The 17,397-nt window shown below is 76.7% G+C and carries 17 protein-coding genes; 8 read left to right on the forward strand and 9 right to left on the reverse strand.

Annotated features, from left to right (window positions below; all coding sequences use genetic code 11):
- The first annotated feature begins 23 nt into the window (after positions 1-23).
- The 3 genes from AB0O09_RS22420 (at position 24) to AB0O09_RS22430 (ending at position 2,793) form a co-directional block, all read left to right on the forward strand.
- Positions 24-578 carry a DM13 domain-containing protein gene (locus AB0O09_RS22420; protein ID WP_363543752.1) on the forward strand — a complete coding sequence of 185 codons (555 nt, stop codon included), beginning with the start codon at positions 24-26 and terminating at the stop codon, positions 576-578.
- Positions 579-743: 165 nt separating this feature from the next.
- Positions 744-2,015, forward strand: a complete 1,272-nt coding sequence (locus tag AB0O09_RS22425) for an ArgE/DapE family deacylase (protein ID WP_363543753.1) — start codon at positions 744-746, stop codon at positions 2,013-2,015.
- Positions 2,016-2,091: 76 nt separating this feature from the next.
- Positions 2,092-2,793, forward strand: coding sequence for an SDR family oxidoreductase (locus AB0O09_RS22430; RefSeq protein WP_363543755.1), 702 nt, complete (start codon positions 2,092-2,094; stop codon positions 2,791-2,793).
- 25 nt (positions 2,794-2,818) lie between these two features.
- Here AB0O09_RS22430 and AB0O09_RS22435 read toward each other — a convergent pair whose 3' ends face one another.
- The 4 genes from AB0O09_RS22435 to AB0O09_RS22450 form a co-directional block, all read right to left on the reverse strand.
- Positions 2,819-4,240 carry a VWA domain-containing protein gene (locus AB0O09_RS22435; protein ID WP_363543757.1) on the reverse strand — a complete coding sequence of 474 codons (1,422 nt, stop codon included), beginning with the start codon at positions 4,238-4,240 and terminating at the stop codon, positions 2,819-2,821.
- The gene (locus tag AB0O09_RS22440) at positions 4,237-5,124 is read right to left on the reverse strand and encodes a MoxR family ATPase (protein WP_359980528.1); all 888 of its coding nucleotides are present in this window, start codon (positions 5,122-5,124) and stop codon (positions 4,237-4,239) included. Before AB0O09_RS22440 ends, AB0O09_RS22435 begins: the two co-directional genes overlap by 4 nt.
- 93 nt (positions 5,125-5,217) lie before the next feature.
- Positions 5,218-5,787: a TetR/AcrR family transcriptional regulator gene (locus AB0O09_RS22445; protein ID WP_363543759.1), complete on the reverse strand. Its 570-nt coding sequence runs from the start codon at positions 5,785-5,787 to the stop codon at positions 5,218-5,220.
- A gap of 63 nt (positions 5,788-5,850) precedes the next feature.
- On the reverse strand, positions 5,851-5,994 hold the full coding sequence (locus AB0O09_RS22450; protein WP_363543760.1) for a hypothetical protein: 144 nt from the start codon (positions 5,992-5,994) through the stop codon (positions 5,851-5,853).
- A 187-nt stretch (positions 5,995-6,181) separates the two neighbouring features.
- On the opposite strand from AB0O09_RS22450, the gene AB0O09_RS22455 reads away from it, so the two are divergent.
- Positions 6,182-6,763, forward strand: coding sequence for a Uma2 family endonuclease (locus tag AB0O09_RS22455; protein WP_363543762.1), 582 nt, complete (start codon positions 6,182-6,184; stop codon positions 6,761-6,763).
- Positions 6,764-6,783: 20 nt separating this feature from the next.
- Here AB0O09_RS22455 and AB0O09_RS22460 read toward each other — a convergent pair whose 3' ends face one another.
- Together AB0O09_RS22460 and AB0O09_RS22465 are read right to left on the reverse strand one after the other, a co-directional pair.
- Positions 6,784-7,641, reverse strand: coding sequence for a hypothetical protein (locus AB0O09_RS22460; RefSeq protein WP_363543764.1), 858 nt, complete (start codon positions 7,639-7,641; stop codon positions 6,784-6,786).
- Between the two features lie 130 nt (positions 7,642-7,771).
- Entirely contained in the window at positions 7,772-8,572 is an 801-nt protein-coding gene (locus tag AB0O09_RS22465; RefSeq protein WP_363543766.1) for an AraC family transcriptional regulator, read from the reverse strand.
- A gap of 85 nt (positions 8,573-8,657) precedes the next feature.
- On the opposite strand from AB0O09_RS22465, the gene AB0O09_RS22470 reads away from it, so the two are divergent.
- On the forward strand, positions 8,658-9,251 hold the full coding sequence (locus AB0O09_RS22470; RefSeq protein ID WP_363543768.1) for a TIGR03086 family metal-binding protein: 594 nt from the start codon (positions 8,658-8,660) through the stop codon (positions 9,249-9,251).
- A gap of 147 nt (positions 9,252-9,398) precedes the next feature.
- On the opposite strand, the gene AB0O09_RS22475 is transcribed toward AB0O09_RS22470, so the two are convergent.
- The 3 genes from AB0O09_RS22475 to AB0O09_RS22485 all read right to left on the reverse strand — a co-directional run bounded on the left by AB0O09_RS22475 (position 9,399) and on the right by AB0O09_RS22485 (position 12,345).
- Positions 9,399-9,917, reverse strand: coding sequence for a DinB family protein (locus tag AB0O09_RS22475; RefSeq protein WP_363543769.1), 519 nt, complete (start codon positions 9,915-9,917; stop codon positions 9,399-9,401).
- A 105-nt stretch (positions 9,918-10,022) separates the two neighbouring features.
- Positions 10,023-10,967 carry a hypothetical protein gene (locus tag AB0O09_RS22480; RefSeq protein WP_363543770.1) on the reverse strand — a complete coding sequence of 315 codons (945 nt, stop codon included), beginning with the start codon at positions 10,965-10,967 and terminating at the stop codon, positions 10,023-10,025.
- 325 nt (positions 10,968-11,292) lie between these two features.
- On the reverse strand, positions 11,293-12,345 hold the full coding sequence (locus AB0O09_RS22485; RefSeq protein ID WP_363543771.1) for a transposase domain-containing protein: 1,053 nt from the start codon (positions 12,343-12,345) through the stop codon (positions 11,293-11,295).
- Between the two features lie 276 nt (positions 12,346-12,621).
- Here AB0O09_RS22485 and AB0O09_RS22490 point away from each other — a divergent pair, with 276 nt between their 5' ends.
- The 3 genes from AB0O09_RS22490 to AB0O09_RS22500 all read left to right on the forward strand — a co-directional run bounded on the left by AB0O09_RS22490 (position 12,622) and on the right by AB0O09_RS22500 (position 17,352).
- On the forward strand, positions 12,622-14,016 hold the full coding sequence (locus AB0O09_RS22490) for a hypothetical protein (RefSeq protein ID WP_363543772.1): 1,395 nt from the start codon (positions 12,622-12,624) through the stop codon (positions 14,014-14,016).
- Between the two features lie 170 nt (positions 14,017-14,186).
- Positions 14,187-15,227 carry a CHAP domain-containing protein gene (locus AB0O09_RS22495; protein ID WP_363543774.1) on the forward strand — a complete coding sequence of 347 codons (1,041 nt, stop codon included), beginning with the start codon at positions 14,187-14,189 and terminating at the stop codon, positions 15,225-15,227.
- A gap of 298 nt (positions 15,228-15,525) precedes the next feature.
- Positions 15,526-17,352, forward strand: a complete 1,827-nt coding sequence (locus AB0O09_RS22500) for a BTAD domain-containing putative transcriptional regulator (RefSeq protein ID WP_363543776.1) — start codon at positions 15,526-15,528, stop codon at positions 17,350-17,352.
- Positions 17,353-17,397: the final 45 nt, after the last annotated feature.

The raw sequence follows: 17,397 nt of genomic DNA on the forward strand, positions 1-17,397 counted from the left end.
TCCGACGAACCCCGGGGGAGACCGTGAAGTTCCGTGCACCGCTGCGCCGCAGGCCCGCCCGGCGGGTGACCGTTCCGCTCGCCGTGCTGGTGCTGCTCGCCGGCGGGTTCGGGTTGTACCTGTTCGCGCCGTGGAAGGCGTTCACCAGCACCTCGGTGGACGAGGCGCTGCCGTCCGCGTCCGTGTCCGCGAGCCCGGCCGCGTCGGCCGCCGCGACGACCGCCCCGGCGGCCCCGGTGGACCTGGCGCGGGGCGGGTTCGTCGCCGGGGAGCACCCCACCACCGGCACGGCCCGGTTGGTGCGGCTGGCCGACGGCACGGTGGTGCTGCGGCTGGAGGACCTGCGGACCTCGGACGGCCCGGACGTCCGGGTGTACCTGTCGGCGCTGCCCGCCGCCGAGTCGCGGCTGGACTCGCTCGGCGAGGGCGCGGTCGAACTGGACCGGCTCAAGGGCAACCTCGGCAACCAGAACTACACCGTGCCGCCCGGCACCGACCTGGAGCGGGTCCGCAGCGCGGTGATCTGGTGCCACCGCTTCTCGGTCGGCTTCGGCGCCGCCGACCTCGCCCGGGTCTGAGCCCGCCCGACCCGGGCCGCGGAGCGGGCGCCGGCGGGGCGGCCGGCGGGCCCGTGACCCGGGCGCGGCACTCTGACAGGCTGGGCGGGCGACCCACCGGCCCGCCCTCCGACCGGCCCGCCAGGGCTGGGGCCGCCGGGCGGGCCCCGACCGGAAGGCCCGCCCGTGACCGCAGACCTCACCGCCCGGGAGGCCGCCGCGCTGGCGGCCGTCGACGAGGCGGCCGTCGCCCGGACGCTGCTCGACCTGATCGCGATCCCCAGCGTGACCGGCAGTGCCGCCGAGTCGGAGATCCAGCACCATCTGGCCGGCCTGCTCGACGGGCTCGGCCTGGAGACCGACCTGTGGTCGATGGACCTGCCCGCGCTGCGGGCGGACCCGGACTTCCCCGGCACGGAGGCGCCGCGCGAGGAGGCCTGGGGGCTGGTGGCGGGCACCGGCGGGGACGACGGCCCGACGGTGGTGCTGCAGGGGCACGTGGACGTGGTGCCGCCGGGCGACGCCGCCCAGTGGGTCGGCGACCCGTTCGTGCCCCGGGTGGCCGGGGACGCGGTGCACGGCCGCGGCGCCTGCGACATGAAGGCCGGCCTGGCGGCGCACCTCGCCGCGCTGGCCGCGATCCGGGCGAGCGGCGCCCGACTGCGCGGGCGGGTGGCGGTGCACTTCGTGGTCGGCGAGGAGGACGGCGGCCTCGGGGCGTTCGGCACCCTGCGGCGCGGGTACACCGGCGACGCCTGCCTGATCACCGAGCCGACCGGCGGCACCCTGGTGACGGCGAACGCCGGTGCGCTGACCTTCCGGATCGAGGTGCACGGCCGGGCCGCGCACGCCAGCACCCGGAACGAGGGCGCCAGCGCGATCGACGCCTACCTGCCGGTCCACGCCGCGCTGGCCCGGCTGGAGGCCGCCCGCAACACCGCTCCGGACCCGCTGATGGCGGAGTACCCGATCCCGTACGCGCTCTCGGTGGGCAAGGTCCGGGCGGGGGACTGGGCGAGCAGCGTGCCGGACCGGCTGGTCGCCGAGGGGCGGCTCGGGGTGCGGCTGGGGGAGGACCCGGCGGCGGCGATGGCGGACCTGGAGGAGTGCGTGGCCCGGGCCTGCGCGGCGGACCCGTGGCTGCGGGAGCACCCGGCGTCGGTGACCTGGCCGGGCGGGCTGTTCGCCAGCGGCCGGCTGCCCGCCGGGCATCCGCTGGGCGGTCTCGTCCGGGCGGCGCACGCGGACGCGGTGGGCGGTGCGGCGCTGCGGGAGCGGGGGGCGCCGTACGGCAGCGACCTGCGGCTGTACGCGGCCGCCGGGGTGCCGACGCTGCAGTTCGGGCCGGGGGACGTCCGGGTCGCGCACAGCCCGCGGGAGCAGGTGTCGGTGCGGGAGACGGCGGAGGTCGCACGGACCCTGGTGCTGGCGGTGCTCCGCTCGGCCGGGGCGGACTGACGCAGCCGCTTGCAGGTGGAAACCGATCGGTTTACCTTGGTGGAAACCGATCGGTTTCCTCTGAGGGGAGATTCCCATGACCGCGATCAAAGGCGCAGCCGTCCTCGTCACCGGCGGCAGCCGCGGCATCGGCCGGGCGCTGGTGGACGCGCTGTACGAACGCGGCGCCGCCAAGGTCTACGCGACCGCACGCGACCCGCGGACGGTCACCCACCCCGAGGCCGTCCCGCTGGCGCTGGAGGTCACCGACCCGGCCTCGGTCGCGGCGGCCGCCGCCCGCGCCCAGGACATCACCGTGCTGATCAACAACGCCGGCGCCGCGGTCAACGCGTCCTTCCTGGACTCGCCGGTGGAGGACGTCCGCCGCGAGTTCGAGACCAACTTCTACGGCCCGCTGCTCACCGCCCGCGCCTTCGTCCCGGTGATCGAACGCAACGGCGGCGGCCACCTCCTCAACGTCCACTCGGTGCTGTCCTGGATCGGCCTGGCCGGCTCGTACAGCGCCTCCAAGGCGGCCCTCTGGTCGCAGACCAACTCGCTGCGCCTGGAGTTGAAGCCGCGCGGCATCAACGTGACCGGCCTGCACGTCGGTTACGTCGACACCGACCTGACCTCCGGCATCACCGCCCCCAAGGCGGACCCGGCCGACGTGGCCCACCGCGCCCTGGACGGCATCGAGTCCGACGCCCCCGAGGTGCTCGCCGACGACCTCTCCCGCCGGGTCAAGGCCGGCCTCGCCGGCGACCTCGCCGCCCTCTACCCCCAACTCGCCGCCTGACGAACGCCTGTGCCCGTGCGGGGCGTCAGACCGGGAGCAGGCGGGCGACGAGGTCGGTGAGGCGGCGGGCGTTGCGGCAGGGGTGCATCTCGACCGCGGAGGCGTAGGCGGGGGCGGCGGAGTCGCCGGTGCCCCAGAGGGCGGGCTGTTCGGGGTTGAGCCAGATGACCCGGCGGGCGCGGTCGGCGATGCGTTGCAGGGCGGGCAGGTTCGGGTCCCAGCCGTTGGTGCGGGCGTCGCCGAGGACGAGGACGGCGGTGCGCGGGCCGACCGCGTCGAGGTGGCGTTCGGCGAACTCGCCGAGGGCCGCGCCGTAGTCGCTGCTGCCGTGCCAGCCCGCCACCGCCGCCTCGGTGAGGATGCGGCGGCCGAGTTCGGCCGGGTCGGTGTCGGCGGCGACCAGCCGGGTCACCTCGTCGGTGCGGTTGACGAAGGCGAACACCCGGACCCGGGCGAACTGGTCGCGCATCGCCCGTACCAGCAGCATGGTGAACTGCGCGAAGCCCGCGACCGAGCCGGAGACGTCGCAGAGCAGCACGATCTCCGGGCGGGCCGGGCGGCGCCGCCGGTACGCGGGGCGCATCGGCACCCCGCCGGTGGAGAGCGAGCGCCGCAGGGTGCGCCGCAGGTCGATCCGGCCGTGCGCGGCCCGGCGGCGGCGCGCGGCCAGCCGGGTGGCCAGTTTGCGGGCCAGCGGCTGGACGGTGCGCCGCAGTTCGGCGAGCTGTTCGGGCCCGGCGGCGAGGAAGTCGACCCGGTCCGGGGCGGGGGCGACGGCGCGTGCGGCGATCCGCTCGGTGCCGCGCAGTTCGGCGACCCGGCGGCGCGCCTCGGTGCCGACCTGGGCGCGGAACTCCCGGATGCGCCGCCGGACTTCGTCCTCGGCGAGCCGGTCACCGAGCCCTCCGTCGTCCGGGCCGGCCGGCCCGGCACGCAGCGCGGCGAGCACCCGGGCGAGCAGGGTCTCCGGCTGGAGGAGGCCGAGGGTCTGGTACGCGGACCAGCCGTCCGTGCCGGGCGAGGTGCCGTAGCGGCCGAGCGCCTCGACCGCCTCGCCGGCGATCCGGGCGCCCGCCGTCCGGTCGCCCGCGGCCAGCGCCTCCGCGAGCCGGTCGCGCAGCTCGGCGACGGCGGCGGGCCGGTCCACGGGCGGGTCCGGCGGCTGCCCGGCGCCGTGCGGGGTGCCGACGCCGAGCGGGAAGAAGAGGTCGAACACCGCGTCGAACACGGCCCGTTGGCCGCCGGCGCGCAGCAGGACCGCGGCCAGGCCCTCCCGGACCTGCTCCCGGTCGGCGAGCCCGAGCACGGCCAGGGCGGCCGCCGCGTCGGCGGTCTCGCCGGGGCCGATCCGCAGGCCGTGGCCGCGCAGCGCCTGGACGAGGCCGGTGAGCCGGGCCGCGAGGTCGGGCGGGTCCGCGGGGGTGGCCGGGACCTGCGGGCCGGTCACGCGGGTGCCAGCTTCGCGGCGGCCTTGAGCAGGTCGTCCTGGTGCTTGAGGACCACGCCGAGGGTGTCGCGGAGGACGGCGCCGTCGAGCGTCCCCGCGCCGAGGGCGAGCAGGGTCCGCGCCCAGTCGATGGTCTCGGCGACGGAGGGTGCCTTGCGCAGTTCCATGCCGCGCAGGGCGGTGACCACCGTGACGAGCGACTCGGCGAGCACCGCGTCCAGGCCGGGCACCTTGAGGCGGACGATCCGCTGCTCCAGCTCGGCGTCGGGGAAGTCCAGGTGGAGGAAGAGGCAGCGGCGGCGGAGGGCTTCGGAGAGTTCCCGGCTGGCGTTGGAGGTGAGCACGACGAAGGGGCGGCGGGCCGCCCGGATGGTGCCGAGTTCGGGCACGGTGATCTGGAAGTCGCTGAGCACCTCCAGCAGCAGTCCCTCCACCTCGACGTCGGCCTTGTCGGTCTCGTCGATGAGCAGCACCGTGGGCTCCTCGCCGCGGATCGCGGTGAGCAGCGGCCTGCTGAGCAGGAACTCCTCGCCGAAGACGTCGGTGCGGGCCTCGTCCCAGCTCTCGTCGCGGCCGGCGGTGATCCGCAGCAGCTGTTTGGCGTGGTTCCACTCGTAGAGCGCGCGGGCCTCGTCGATGCCCTCGTAGCACTGCAGCCGGACGAGCCGGGCGGCGCCGAGCCGGGCGACGGCCTTGGCGAGCTCGGTCTTGCCGGTGCCCGCCGGGCCCTCGACGAGCAGCGGTTTGCCGAGCCGGTCGGCGAGGAACACGGTGGTGGCGACGGCGGTCGAGGCGAGGTAGCCGACCTCGGCGAGCCGGGCCGCGACCTCGTCGACCGAGTCGAAGAAGCCCGTTCCGACCGGGGTTCCGTCCGTGCCGTGCATGTTCGACTCCCTCGGGTGCCAGACCGTGCAGGGCATGTTACCCGCGAGTACCTTCCGGTGGAACGGTCTTCGCAGGCCGGCTGCGGCCGGGGCTCAGCGCAGCCCGGCCGCGTCCAGCAGGGCGGTCGCCGTCGGCACCACCAGTCCTGCCAGCGACTCCCCGGCCGCCCCGGCCCGGGCGCTCGCGCCGTCGAAGACCAGCGTCAACTGCCGGGCCAGCAGCGCGGGATCGGCGGCCCCGCCGCGCTCGGCCTCGGTCCGGAAGAAGTCGGTCAGCGCCTGCTTGACCCGGGCGGCGACCACGCTCGCCGGGTGCGCCCCGTCCTTCAACTCGACCTGCGCCGCCAGGAACGGGCAGCCGCGGTAGTCCTCCGCCCGGGAGAGCTCCTCCAGCCGCTCGAAGACGTGCAGCACCCGGGCCCGGGGCGGGCGCGGGTCGTCCGCCGCGGGCAGCAGCAGCGCCGCGTACCCGGGCGCGCGCCGCTCCAGGGCGGCCGCCATCACCTCGTCCTTGCTGTCGAACAGCTGGTACATGGACCGCTTGGACACCCCCGCCGCCTTGCACAGCGCGTCGATCCCGGTGCTCACGCCCTCCCGGTAGAAGAGCTCGGTCGCGGCGTCGAGCAGTCGGTCGCGCGGGGAGGGCTTCGCCTGGGTGTCCATGCCGCCGAGGCTACCGCCCGCGCCGCCGCGAGGAAACCGATCGGTGTACGACCCCGGCCGGGCTCAGCGCAGCACGGCCTCCAGCAGGTCGCCGCCGCACCGCCCGCCCGCCTCGGCCGGGCCCTCGCCCGCTGGGAGTTCTCCAGCGGCCTCGGCCGCGCCGCCGCCCCCGCCGCCCTGACCGCCCTCCTCGCCGCCGGCCCCCACCTCTTGTGGCCCGTCCTCGCCGCCACCCCCCTCGGCGCCGTCCTCGTCCGCCGCGTCGGCCCCCGGGTGTGAGCGGACACCACCGCCGAGGTGCCGCCCCCGGGCCGGCCTCGGCCGCTATTGTCGGACGGGAAGGCGCTCGTTGCCGCACGCCGGGCCGGATGTCCGAGGCGAAGGAGGACAGCTCATGACCGCGCTCTCCGACCGACCTCACATGCTGCCCGAGGAGTTCGAAGAAGTCGCCCGCCTGGCGGCCAGGACGGCCGAGGGGCTGCGGCTCGAGTTCATCAACGGAAAGCTCGGGGTCAAACCGGTGCCCGACGGCGACCACGGCCGCATCGTCCAGTGGCTGATGCGGATCTGCATCCAGGCGCGGCCGGACCTCTGGCTGCACGACCAAGGGCTGAAGGTGCAGTCCTACCGGGCCGGTCACGCACGCCCCGACGGCACCCTCGCACCCGCCGACGCGTTCGTCGGCCAGGGCGAGTGGGCCGACGCCGAGCAGGTGCTGATGGTGGTGGAGGTCACCTCGTACGACTCGGACACCGACCGGCGCGACCGGGTGGAGAAGCCGCGGGCCTACGCGGAGACCGGCATCCCGGTGTACCTGCTGATCGACCGGGACAGCTGCGAGGTCACCGTCCACAGCGACCCCGACGGCGTCCGGTACGAGCGCACCCTCACCGTGCCCTTCGGGCGCGAGGTGGCGATCCCGGAACCGGTGGGCATCGTGCTCGACACCGAGCCGCTCACCGCCTGGGTGCGCTGAGGTTCCGTCAGGCGGCCCGACTACAGCGCCGGTGCCGGGCGGGGGATCCGGGCCCCGCGGAGCAGTTCGCGGGCGTGGCCGGCGCCGATCCGGTTGCGTTCCGCGGCGGCCGCGTCGACCCGGGCGGGCGGGAGGTCCGGCGGCAGCCCCCGGGGTGCCGGCGCCGCCGTGGGCGGGGCCGCGGGCATGGTGCGCTGCAGACGGCTGCGGAGCAGGGCCTGCGGGGCGAGGACGGGGTCGGGCAGGCCGGCCAGCAGGGTGTGCAGGAGACGGTGGGGTCGGGCGTCCCGGGCGAGCCAGTCGGCCGCCAGCGGGGCGAGGGCGGCGGCCTCGGCCGTGCTCAGGCGCAACCGCGGGTCGTGCCGGGCGAGTTCGAGGAGCAGACGGGCCTCCGGCCCGCAGGCCCCGCCGGGTGGTGGAGTGTTCTCCGCAGTCTTGGAATCGGGTGAAGTGCCGACCCGCCGACCCTTCGACCGGCCGAGTGCCGGGATTCGACGCGCAGGAGACGCCGGGGTGTCTGCGGCTGCCGCGGTGCGGTCGTTCGCTGCGGCGCCCTCCCAGGCGGCGGTGATCTCCTCGGTGGTGCGGAGCGGGACGGAGGTGACCATGACGTCCGTCGTCCAGGTGCCCTTGGTGGGGTGCTGGCGGCGGCGGACGTGCAGGTAGCCCTCGTCGATCAGCTGGTTGCGGGCGCGGGAGACCGCCATGCGCCCCTCGGCCATCCGGTGACCGATCGTCAGGACGGTCTCCCGGCTGCCGGGCGGCAGGGAGAGCGCCCACAGCAGCAGGGACTTGGCGGTGGCCCGCAGACGCGGGTGCCGGACGATCTCGTGGGATGCCCGGACATACCGGTCGGGCGCGATAAAGTGGACGTGCATGTGGAGTTGTGGCTCCCGTGTCGGGCCCCGGGGTGTTGGCGCACCGCCGGGGTCAACTTTTGATCCGTAGCCGGACGGTAGCACGGCGTGACACCGCGGTGCACGGTCGCAGGTCGGGGCCCTGGAAGGGTCAGCGGGAGCCGTGCGCGTACCGGGCGGGCGGGGTGCCGACCGCGGCGGTGAAGTCGCGGGTGAGGTGGGCCTGGTCGGCGTAGCCGAGGTCCGCGGCGAGGGCCGCCCAGTCGACGTCCGCTCCGCTGTCGGCGTGCCGGGCCGCCTCGTGCAGGCGGGCCCGCCGCAGCACCCACTTCGGCGAGGCGCCGACGTACTCGGCGAACAGCCGCTGCAACTGCCGGACTCCGAGGCCGAACTCCGCCGCGAGGTCGTCGACCCGGTGCAGTTCGGGGGCGGAGGTGATCCGCTCGACCACGGCGGCGACCCGGTCGGCCGTCGGGTCGGGTTCGGGCAGGCGGGCGAGCAGGAAGGCGTCGGCGAGGGCGCGGAGCCGCTCCGGGTCGGCGGGGCCGCCCGTGATCTCCTCGTTCAGCCGGTCGGCCTCCGGGCCGAAGAACTCGGCGGCGGGCACGGACCGGTCGGCGAGGGCGGAGACCGGACGGTCGGTGAACGGGCGGAAGCCGCCGGGCCGGAACTTCACCCCGAGCGCGTGCCCCCGCCCCTCCAGCCGGCGGACGAACAGCGAGCGGTCCACCCCGTAGACCCTCGCCCGGGGCTCCTCGAAGACCAGGTGCACATGGGGGTGGGCGAGCACCTTCTGCTCGTACGGCGGCCGGTCGCGGCAGTCCCAGCGCACCAGCCAGTAGAACTCGGCGAAGCGGTCCGCCCCGGGGGCGGGCTCGCGCCGGTCCAGTTCGATCACGGCCGCCGCCCTGCCGGGGTGGAGCACCCCGCGTCCCAGGTCCGGTGCACTCATGCCGGCCAGGGTAGTGGGCGCGGCGCGGCCGGACCGTCGCGTTTCTTCAAGACCGCGGCCGGGGCGCCGGCGGAGGATCGGCCACATGAACGGTCACCCCCTGCACCCCCGGATGTCCGGCGCCGCCGCCGAGGCCGCCCGCATCGCCCGCGGCGTCTGCCCCGAGCACCTGGACGGCCCCACCCCCTGCACGGACTTCGACACCCGGGCCCTGGTCAACCACTGGGTGCTGTACACCTCGCACGGCCTGGAGCACCGCGCCCTGCGGACCCCGCTGCCGGAGGACCTGGTCGCCCGCGACTTCACCACCGACGCCGCCTGGGCCGCGGCCTACGCCGCGCAGCTGGACCGGGCCGTCGGAGCGTGGGCCGACCCGGCCGTCTGGGAGGGCGAGGTGGACCTCGGCGGCACGCCCGTCCCGGCCGAGACGATCGCCAAGATGCTGATCAAGGAGATGGTGCTGCACGGTTGGGACGTCGCCCGCGCCACCGGCACCGAGGTCGAGGTGCCCGATGACCTGGCCGAGCTGGTCCTCACCGTGGTCGAGGAGAACGCCGAGCTCTACCGGCAGTTCGGCGGCTTCGCCGACCCCGTCCCGCTCCCCGCCGACGCCCCGCTGTTCCACCGCGCCCTCGCCGCCTCCGGCCGCGACCCGCACTGGTCCCCCAAGCAGGTGTGACGGCCGCTCAGGCTCGGCTCCGGTGCCGTCCGGCGGTCGCTCCGCTGCCCGGGTACGGGATGCGCGGCATCCTTGCCGGCGGGGCGCTGCCGAACCGGTCGGGTCCGAGCGCCTCCACGTCCGGGCGCTCCGCGGACGGGCCCGGGTTCACCGGGTGTCGACGTGCTGCAGGATGCGGCGGACGTCGTGGACGTGGTGGTGGCCGTCGTGGGCGTTGTTGCGGGCGATGGTCCCGGCGGGTTGGGGGCCACGGGTGGCGTGCCGCAGGACGGTGCCCGCCGCGACGGCGGCGGTCACCGACTCCGTCCAGGCCTGCACCGCGCGGTCGAGCGACCAGAGGGCGGCGGCCGGGGCGATCTCCAGGTAGCGGCGGCCCCGGGCGACCAGGTCGGGGTCGTAGCCGCCGACGTCGGCGGCGCCGGCCAGGCGGGCGCCGGCGAGCCGCTCGGCCCAGATCCGCAGGTTGTCGGTGACGTGGCTGACGTAGGCGGCCGGTGTCCACTCCAGCTGCGGGTGGCGTTCGCGGCCCGTCCGGCCGTCCAGCAACTCCCGGAACCGCCGCGGCAGTTCGCCCACCACCGCGAGGCAGTCCGCGGGCGTCGCCGACCAGGCGAAGCCGCAGGCCGCGCACGGGTCCCCGTACAGTGCCGCCCCCCATGTCTCCATGGCTCCGCACTGTACCCGAACCAACCTGCGGCCCGCGGCAGTCGGTGCCGGCGGGGCCGGCCGGCAGAGCCGCTGCCGACCGGCCCCGCCGGGGTCCGTGCGGGCTCAGCCCGCGGTATTGAGGGTGTCGTCGACCCGGGCCGCCTGTTCCTGCAGCTGGATCCCGACGGTGCGCAACTCGTCCTCGTGCCCGGCCATCAGGGCGTGCTGCCGGTCCACCTCGGCGGCGAACCAGATGCCGACCACGTTGCTCCGCTGCTTGCAGGCGACGTCCGCCTCGGCCGTCCGCCGCTCGTCGCGGCCCGGGTTCTCCCCCGCGAAGGCCGGGTCGGCGGCGGCGTCCAGCGGCGTGCCGTAGTGGAAGCCGCTGGCGAGCATGCACGCGGACCAGCCGCGGAACGCCTCCTGCACGGCAGGCGTCCGCTGCGACTCGGTGAAGCCCTTCGCGTCGATCTCGCGCACCAGCGGGGGATCGCCGAGGAAGGCCGCCCGTCCGGAGAGCTCCTTCGTCATCTCGCCCGTGCAGCCGCCCGGCGGGACCGTGCGGGAGCCGTGGGGCGCGGGGGTGCCGCCGTCGGTGCCGGCCGTGCCGTTGCCGCGCAGCACGAGCAGGTACCCCGGGTCGGTGTTCCGGGGCCCGGGCGTGGCCGCGGGCGTGGCCGGTCGGCCGGGGTCGGCCGGGGCGGCGTGGTACCCGGTGGTCCTCGCCTGCTGCGCGCTGGTCACGCCGTACCGCATCCGGGCCGGCGTGGCGGGGCCGCTGTCCGCCAGGACCGGATCGTCGGCGAGGGCGAAGCCGAAGCGGCGCATGCACTGGTCGACCAGCTTCCGCGCGGCGCGGTCGAGGTCGCGCCGCGCCTGCGGGGTGAGCAGGTGGTCGGCGAGCGGCAGGCGCAGGTCGAGGCCGTCCGTCACGGTGGCTGTGGGCGCCGGGGCGTGGGCCGCCGGGGCCGCGCCGGCGGAGCCCGAGCAGCTGGTGGCCGAGGCGAGGACCGCCGCCGCTCCCAGGGCGGCCGCCAGGGCGGTCAGGAGGCGGGACGGTCCGGGCATGGCCTGGGGCTCCTCGGGGCGGGTGCGGATGGTCGCGCGGCGGGGCGGGCCGGGGCCGCCCGGCGGTGGCGCGACCGGACTCCGGCGGGGTGTGCTCGTCGGGTGTGCACGAGGCGTGCCCGGTCGGTGCCCGGCGGACGGCGGTCGCAGGTGCGGAGGTGCGCCCGACCGCCACGTGGTTCGCGTGTGGAACGGGCCGACGTGGCTCTCGGCGGGGGCGGTGCCCGCCGCGCCGGGTTCGCGGGCGCGGCGGCGGCGAGGCCGGCCGGACGGAACGCTAGCCGCGCGATTTCGCGGCGGGCAATGTCGTTTGCTTAAGAACGGTTCACCGGGCCCCCGGGCACGGGCCGCAGGCGAAGGCGGCCAGGTCCGCGGCGCGGCGCCGGGCGTTGTGCACGAGCAGCCGGCCGTACAGCTCCTGGTCGACGCCCTCGGCGGTGCGGCTGGTGAGCGGTGCGGCGTCCGGTCCGGCGGCGAGCAGGGCCGCGCCGAGCAGGCGGCCGTCGGGCACCGCGTCGGTGGCGGCCAGGAGTTCGCCGGCCGGGGCCAGGGACGGGTCGAGCAGGGTGGTCACCAGGCCGGCCCCGATGACCCGCAGCGGTACGCCGCGCGGCCGGACGAGGAACGAGCCGTCCTCCAGCCGCCGTTCGGGCTGCAGCGGCAGCCGGGCGGTCGGCAGCCGCCAGGCGACGCCGGTGCCGCGGGCCGCCGCCGCAGCGGCCAGCGCGTGGTCCGGGGCCGGTCCCTGGACGACCAGCAGGGTGTCCGGCCCGACGGAGCGGAGCAGGGTCGCGGGTGCGCCGGACGCGTCCCAGACGGCGTCGACGACCTCGCCGGTGCCGCCGTCCAGCAGTCCGGTGACCGTGAGCCGCGGGGTGGGGGAGGTGTGCCGGGAGGCGGCGGTGCGCCGCTCGGCGAGCAGGTGCAGGGTGCGGCCCCGCCAGTGCGGCGCGCAGTGGTGCGGCGGCGCGGACCACTGCCGTGGAGCGGGCGCTTCGCCGGTGCCGGCTTCGGTGCCGGGGAGCGCGGAGTCCCGGAACAGGACCTCCAGCGGGCCGCTGCCCAGGCGTTCGCGCGCCTGGAAGATGGCGGCCTTGCCGGCCGACGGGCCGGGCTGGCTGAGCCCTGCGCGGCGCAGGCCGGACTCCAGACGGCGCATCACGTCCAGGTAGGGCGCGGGCGAGAAGGCGGCCATCGCGAGGACGAAGTAGACCATCCGGCGGGCCGGCAGGAGGCGGCGTCTGCGCTCGGTGCGGCCGCAGGCCGCGATCGCCGCGTCCACGAGTTCCGGAGGGTAGGTGCGGACCAGCAGGTCCACCACGGCCGCGTCCGCGTCGCCGCGGTCGTCGGGCCCGGTGGGGGCGGTGTCGTAGGACAAGGGCATCCCCGGTGGTGAGTCGGTGCGGCGGGGGCCGCGCCCGATGCGGCGTCGGGCGCGGCCCCCGCCGGAGTCTCGCCACTGCGCGTATCCGCGGCGTAGCGCGGCGGTAGCGCGGCCGCGGGACGGGCGCGACGACCGGTTATGTTCATGTCATGAATATGGCGTGTGCATGAGTGATCGAATTCACACCATCCGTGCACACAGTGAAGGAACACGGGGCAGATCCCGTGAGTTTCCCGAGCGAACTGTCGACCCGTCAGCTGAGGAGACCCTGTGGCCCGCAAACCGCGCCCCGTCGATCCGGCCGACGGCCCGGTACAGGCCTTCGCCTACGACCTCCGGATCGTCAGGGAGCAGGCGGGGAACCCCACTTACCGGGTTCTGGCCGACCGGGCCGGCTTCGGCGCAACCACTCTGAGCGATGCCGCCGGCGGTGTCCGGTTCCCCAGCCTGGAGGTCACCCAGGCCTACGTGGGCGCCTGCGGCGGCGACGTGGCCGCGTGGACCAGGCGCTGGCAGGAGGTCGACAAGCGACTGGCGTCCGACACCGGTGCGCCGCCGGCCCCCGCCGAGCCCGAACCGTCGGCCACCACCCTCGCCACCGCCGCCGAACCCGCAGCCGCGGCATCGGCAACACCGGCCGCACCGGCCGCACCGTCCGCCGGGAAGCCCGCCGCGGAGTCCGCCGGACAGGCCGACGGCACGGCGGACGGGGCGTCCGAGGACGAGGCCCCGTCCGCCCCCGACACCACTGCACCCGCCGACCTCGCCGAATCCGCTCCGGCACGCCGATGGCCGGTCGGTTGGACGACCGCGGGCACGGCCGCCGTGCTCGCCCTCACCGTCGTCCTCGTCCTGGTGGTGGTGCGGTCCACCTCCTCCGCGGCGAACCACCCCTCCGCCGGGGCGGCTCCGATGGCCTCGGCCTCCGCGATGGCCGCCTCCGCGGTCGGCTGCCCGGCCGCGGACGGCGCCACCCCCGCCCTCTTCGCCGGCGAGACGTACAACCCCACCACCCGGGTGCGGGCCGGCGCCAGCCTCAGCGCGGACGTCGTCGCCCAGCTCCCGAGCGGTTGCCGCCTCGCCCTCACCGGTTTCTGCCTCGGCGACGTCGTGCTCGACACCACCTCGGGTTCGCCCGACGTCCGGTGGTTCCGGCTCGCCACGGGCGGCTACGTCTCCTCCGCCGTCGTCCACGGCAACCCGCCCGCCGGGCTGCGCCCCGCCGACTGCCCGGACGGCGTGGCCCCGGCCTCCTCGATCGCGCTCGCCGCGGCCGCACCCGCCGGTGCGCCCGGCGCGCTCGAACTCCGTGCCACCGGCGACCACGTGGCGATCGTCGGCTACGCGGCCTACCTGCCCCGATCGGGCAGCGCCATGCCCCAGTGGCAGCAGATCGGCTTCACCTCCGAGGCCGCCACCGGCTTCAAGGTGACCTGGCGGCCCACCGCACCGGCCGAGGGCGGCGTAGCCGGCGGCGGTGGCTCGGCCGTGCCGGTGGTGGCGGTGGCCTGCTTCGGCGGCGACGGGCCGACCGCCGTCGCGGACGCCCGGCTGATCGCCCGGCCCGCGCCCACCGGCACCCTGCCGGCGGCGGAACTCCCGGAGGCCGACCTGGCCCGCGCCCGCAAGGCCGCCTGCCGCTACCCCGACCAGGGGCACGGCTGACGCCCGTCATGTGACGGGACGTCACAGCAGGTCCGGGGCGGCCGGGTTCGGCCGCGCGACCGGGGCGCTACGCCGACGGCGGAGGATGCGGCCACTGCGGTGCGGCGACGGGATCCGTGCCCGTCGCCGCACCGCAGCGCCCGCACAGCCCCTTCGTCCTGAGGAGAACGGTGAAACCCACGTTCGCCCTGCGCCGGACGGCCCCGCTGGTCGCGGCCGCGGCCGCGGCCCTCGCCCTCGGCCTCACCGCCTTCGCCCCGGCCCCGCACGCCGCCGCGACGCCGTCCGCCGCGGCGGTTCCGGCCGCTCCCGCCACCGCCGCGGCCGCCGCGGCCACCGCCGCCCAGCTCGCCGCCGCCAACGTCGGCCGCTCCGCCGGGACCTGTGCCGACACACCGACCCACAACGCCCTGGGCGGCTCCCAGTTCGAGCACAGCTGCGTCGGCTGGGCCGGCGTCCCCGAGTACTGGTGCGCCGACTTCGCGATCTGGGCGTGGCGCAACGCCGGCCTCGCCGTCACCGGACTCGACGCCTCCGCGGTCAGCTTCCGCACCTACGGGCAGAACAACGGCACCCTGCACACCGCGGCCACCTACCAGCCGCAGCCCGGCGACGCCGTGATCTACGGCACCGGCACCGGCTCGGGCACCGTCGTCCACCACGTCGGCATCGTCACCTCGGTCGGCGCGGACGGCTCGGTGGTGACCGCCAACGGCGACTGGAACGGCGACCCGAACGCCGTCGACGAGCCCGCGTTCGCCAAGAGCTCCTCCGTGGTGTCGCTGACCGTCCCCGCCTCCGAGCGCGCGGTCGGCAGCGTGCCCGGCACCGTCGACCCCGCCCACGGCTACCGCATCGACGGCTACATCACCCCGGTCACGACCTCCACCGCCAACCCGTACACCCCCACCCAGGTCTGCGGCCCCGGCTTCGGCGTGATCGACTCGCACGCGTTCGGCGGCGCCACCGCCTACCTGCTGTACGAGGCCTCCAGCGGCCGCAACTGCGTGGTCACCCTGGCCGACCGTCCCTCCGGCGCCGTCCCGATGGACGCCACCCTCACGGTGCAGGGCGGCGCCGGTGCCGCCAACCCCGGCAGCTTCACCTACTACGCGGGCCCGGTGACGCTGGACGCTGCGGGCACCTGCGTCGACTGGGGCGGCTCCTACCGCGGCACCACCTGGACGAGCGGCTGGAGCCACTGCGGCTGAACCGGCCGTTGACCGGAATTGATTGACCGGCCCGGACGGCGGCCGGCGGCGGCCGGCGGCGGCCCGGCCGAATCCGCCCCGTCGCCGCCCCCGCCCGCTCCCCGGAGCGGGTCGGCCGTGCCGCGCCGCCGTCCGCGCCCACCTCGGAAGACCGGCGCTGCCCGGAGTTGATTGGTCGTCACCGCAAGATCCACCGGTCAACCCCGCACCGGCATAGAACGGAGTCACGCCGGGCGGCGGACCGGGGGACGGGCCCCGCCGCCCGGCGCACCAGGCCGAGGTGTGGGGGAGCGTGGGGATGGAGTTCGGAATACTCGGGCCGCTGCTGGTGCGGGACGCGGAGGGCGACCGCCCGGTGGCCGCGGCCAAACAGCGGGCGTTGCTGGCGGCCCTGCTCGTCCGGCGAGGGCAGGTCGTACCGGCCGACGTCCTGGCCGACACCGTGTGGGACGGGTGGCCGCCGCGCACCGCCGCCACCACCCTGCGCAACTACGTGATGCGGCTGCGCAAGGCCCTCGGCGAGGCCGGGCCCCGGCTCACCACGGAGGCCGGCGGCTACCTCCTGGCCGTCGCCGCCGAGGAGTTCGACGCCGACCGGTTCACCCGGCTGCGCGACCTCGGCCACGACCGGCTCCGCAACGGCGACGCCGAGCAGGCCGCCGCCCACTACGAGGCGGCGCTCGCGCTCTGGCGCGGACCCGCCCTCGTCGACGTCCCCTCCGAGGCGCTGCGGCGCTCCGAGGCCGGTCGGCTCGCCGAAGCCCGCCTCGACGTCCTCGAAGGCCGGACCGAGGCGGCGCTCGCCCTCGGCCGGCACACCGAACTCCTCGGCGAACTGCGGACGCTGACCGCAGCCCACCCCGAACGCGAGCGCCTCTGGGCCCAGTTGATGACCGCCCTCTACCGCAGCGGCCGCCAGTCCGAGGCGCTCGCCGTCTACGGGGAGGTCCGCCGGGTGCTCGCCGACGAGTTGGGGGTCGACCCCGGCAGCGAGATCCGCACCGTGCACGGCCGCATCCTGCGCGCCGACCCCGCCCTCGCCGCACCCGCCCGCCCGGCCGCCCGAACCCGTACCGTCCTCGTCACCCCCTTCCAACTCCCGCCCGGCCTGACCGACTTCACCGGCCGGACGGAGCCGGCCGCCGACCTCGCCGCGCTGCTCACCGCCGACGACCGCCGCGCCCCGCTGATCGCGGTCGTCAGCGGCCAGCCCGGCGCGGGCAAGAGCGCCCTCGTCCAGCACGCCGCGCACGCCGCCCGCGGCGCCTACCCCGACGGCATCCTCTACGCCGACCTGCGGGGCAGCCACCGGCAGTCGGCCGGCCCGCACGCCGTGCTCGGCAGCTTCCTGCTGGCCCTCGGCGTGCCCGCCGCCGCCGTTCCGTCGGACACCGACTCCCGGACGGCACTGTTCCGCTCGCTGCTGGCCGGCCGACGGACACTGGTCGTCCTGGACGACGCCCGCGACAGCGCCCACATCCGGCCGCTGATGCCCGCCGGGCCCGGCAACTCCGCCCTGGTCACCGCCCGTACCCGGCTGCCCGACCTCGGCGGCAGCCACGCCCTGCACCTCGGGCCGCTGCCCGCCGACGAGGCCCGGCAGTTCCTCGCCCGGCTGGTCGGCCCGGCCCGGGCGGACGCCGAACCCCGGGCGCTCGGCCAGCTCGCCGCCGCCTGCGGCGGGCTGCCGCTCGCCCTGCGGATCTGCGGCGCCCGGCTCGCCGCCCGGCCCTCCTGGACGGTCGGGCACCTGGTGGAGCGGATCGTCGACGAGGGCCGTGCCCTGGACGAACTCCGCCTCGGCAGCCTGGACGTCCGCGCGGCCTTCGCGGCGGGCTGCGAGAGCCTCGACCCGCCGACCGCCCGCGCCTTCCACCTGCTGGCCCTCGCCCCGACCGACACCGTCGGCCTGAGCACCGCCGCCCGCCTGCTCGGCGAACCCCCGGCCCGCGCCGAACGCGTCCTGGAACGGCTCACCGACGCCGGCCTGCTCACCGCCCGCGAGCCCGGCCGGTACCGCTACGAACCGCTGCTGCGGGCCTACGCCCGCGAACGCGCCCGGCACCGCCCCGCCCAGGCGTGGTCCGACCCGTACGCTCCCCGCCGCGCCGCCCTGGCCGGCTGACCGGCCCGGCCGGCCGGGCGCCGGGCGGGGAAGAACGACACGTCG

This window comes from Kitasatospora sp. NPDC093679, assembly GCF_040683455.1.
GTDB lineage: Bacteria > Actinomycetota > Actinomycetes > Streptomycetales > Streptomycetaceae > Kitasatospora > Kitasatospora arboriphila.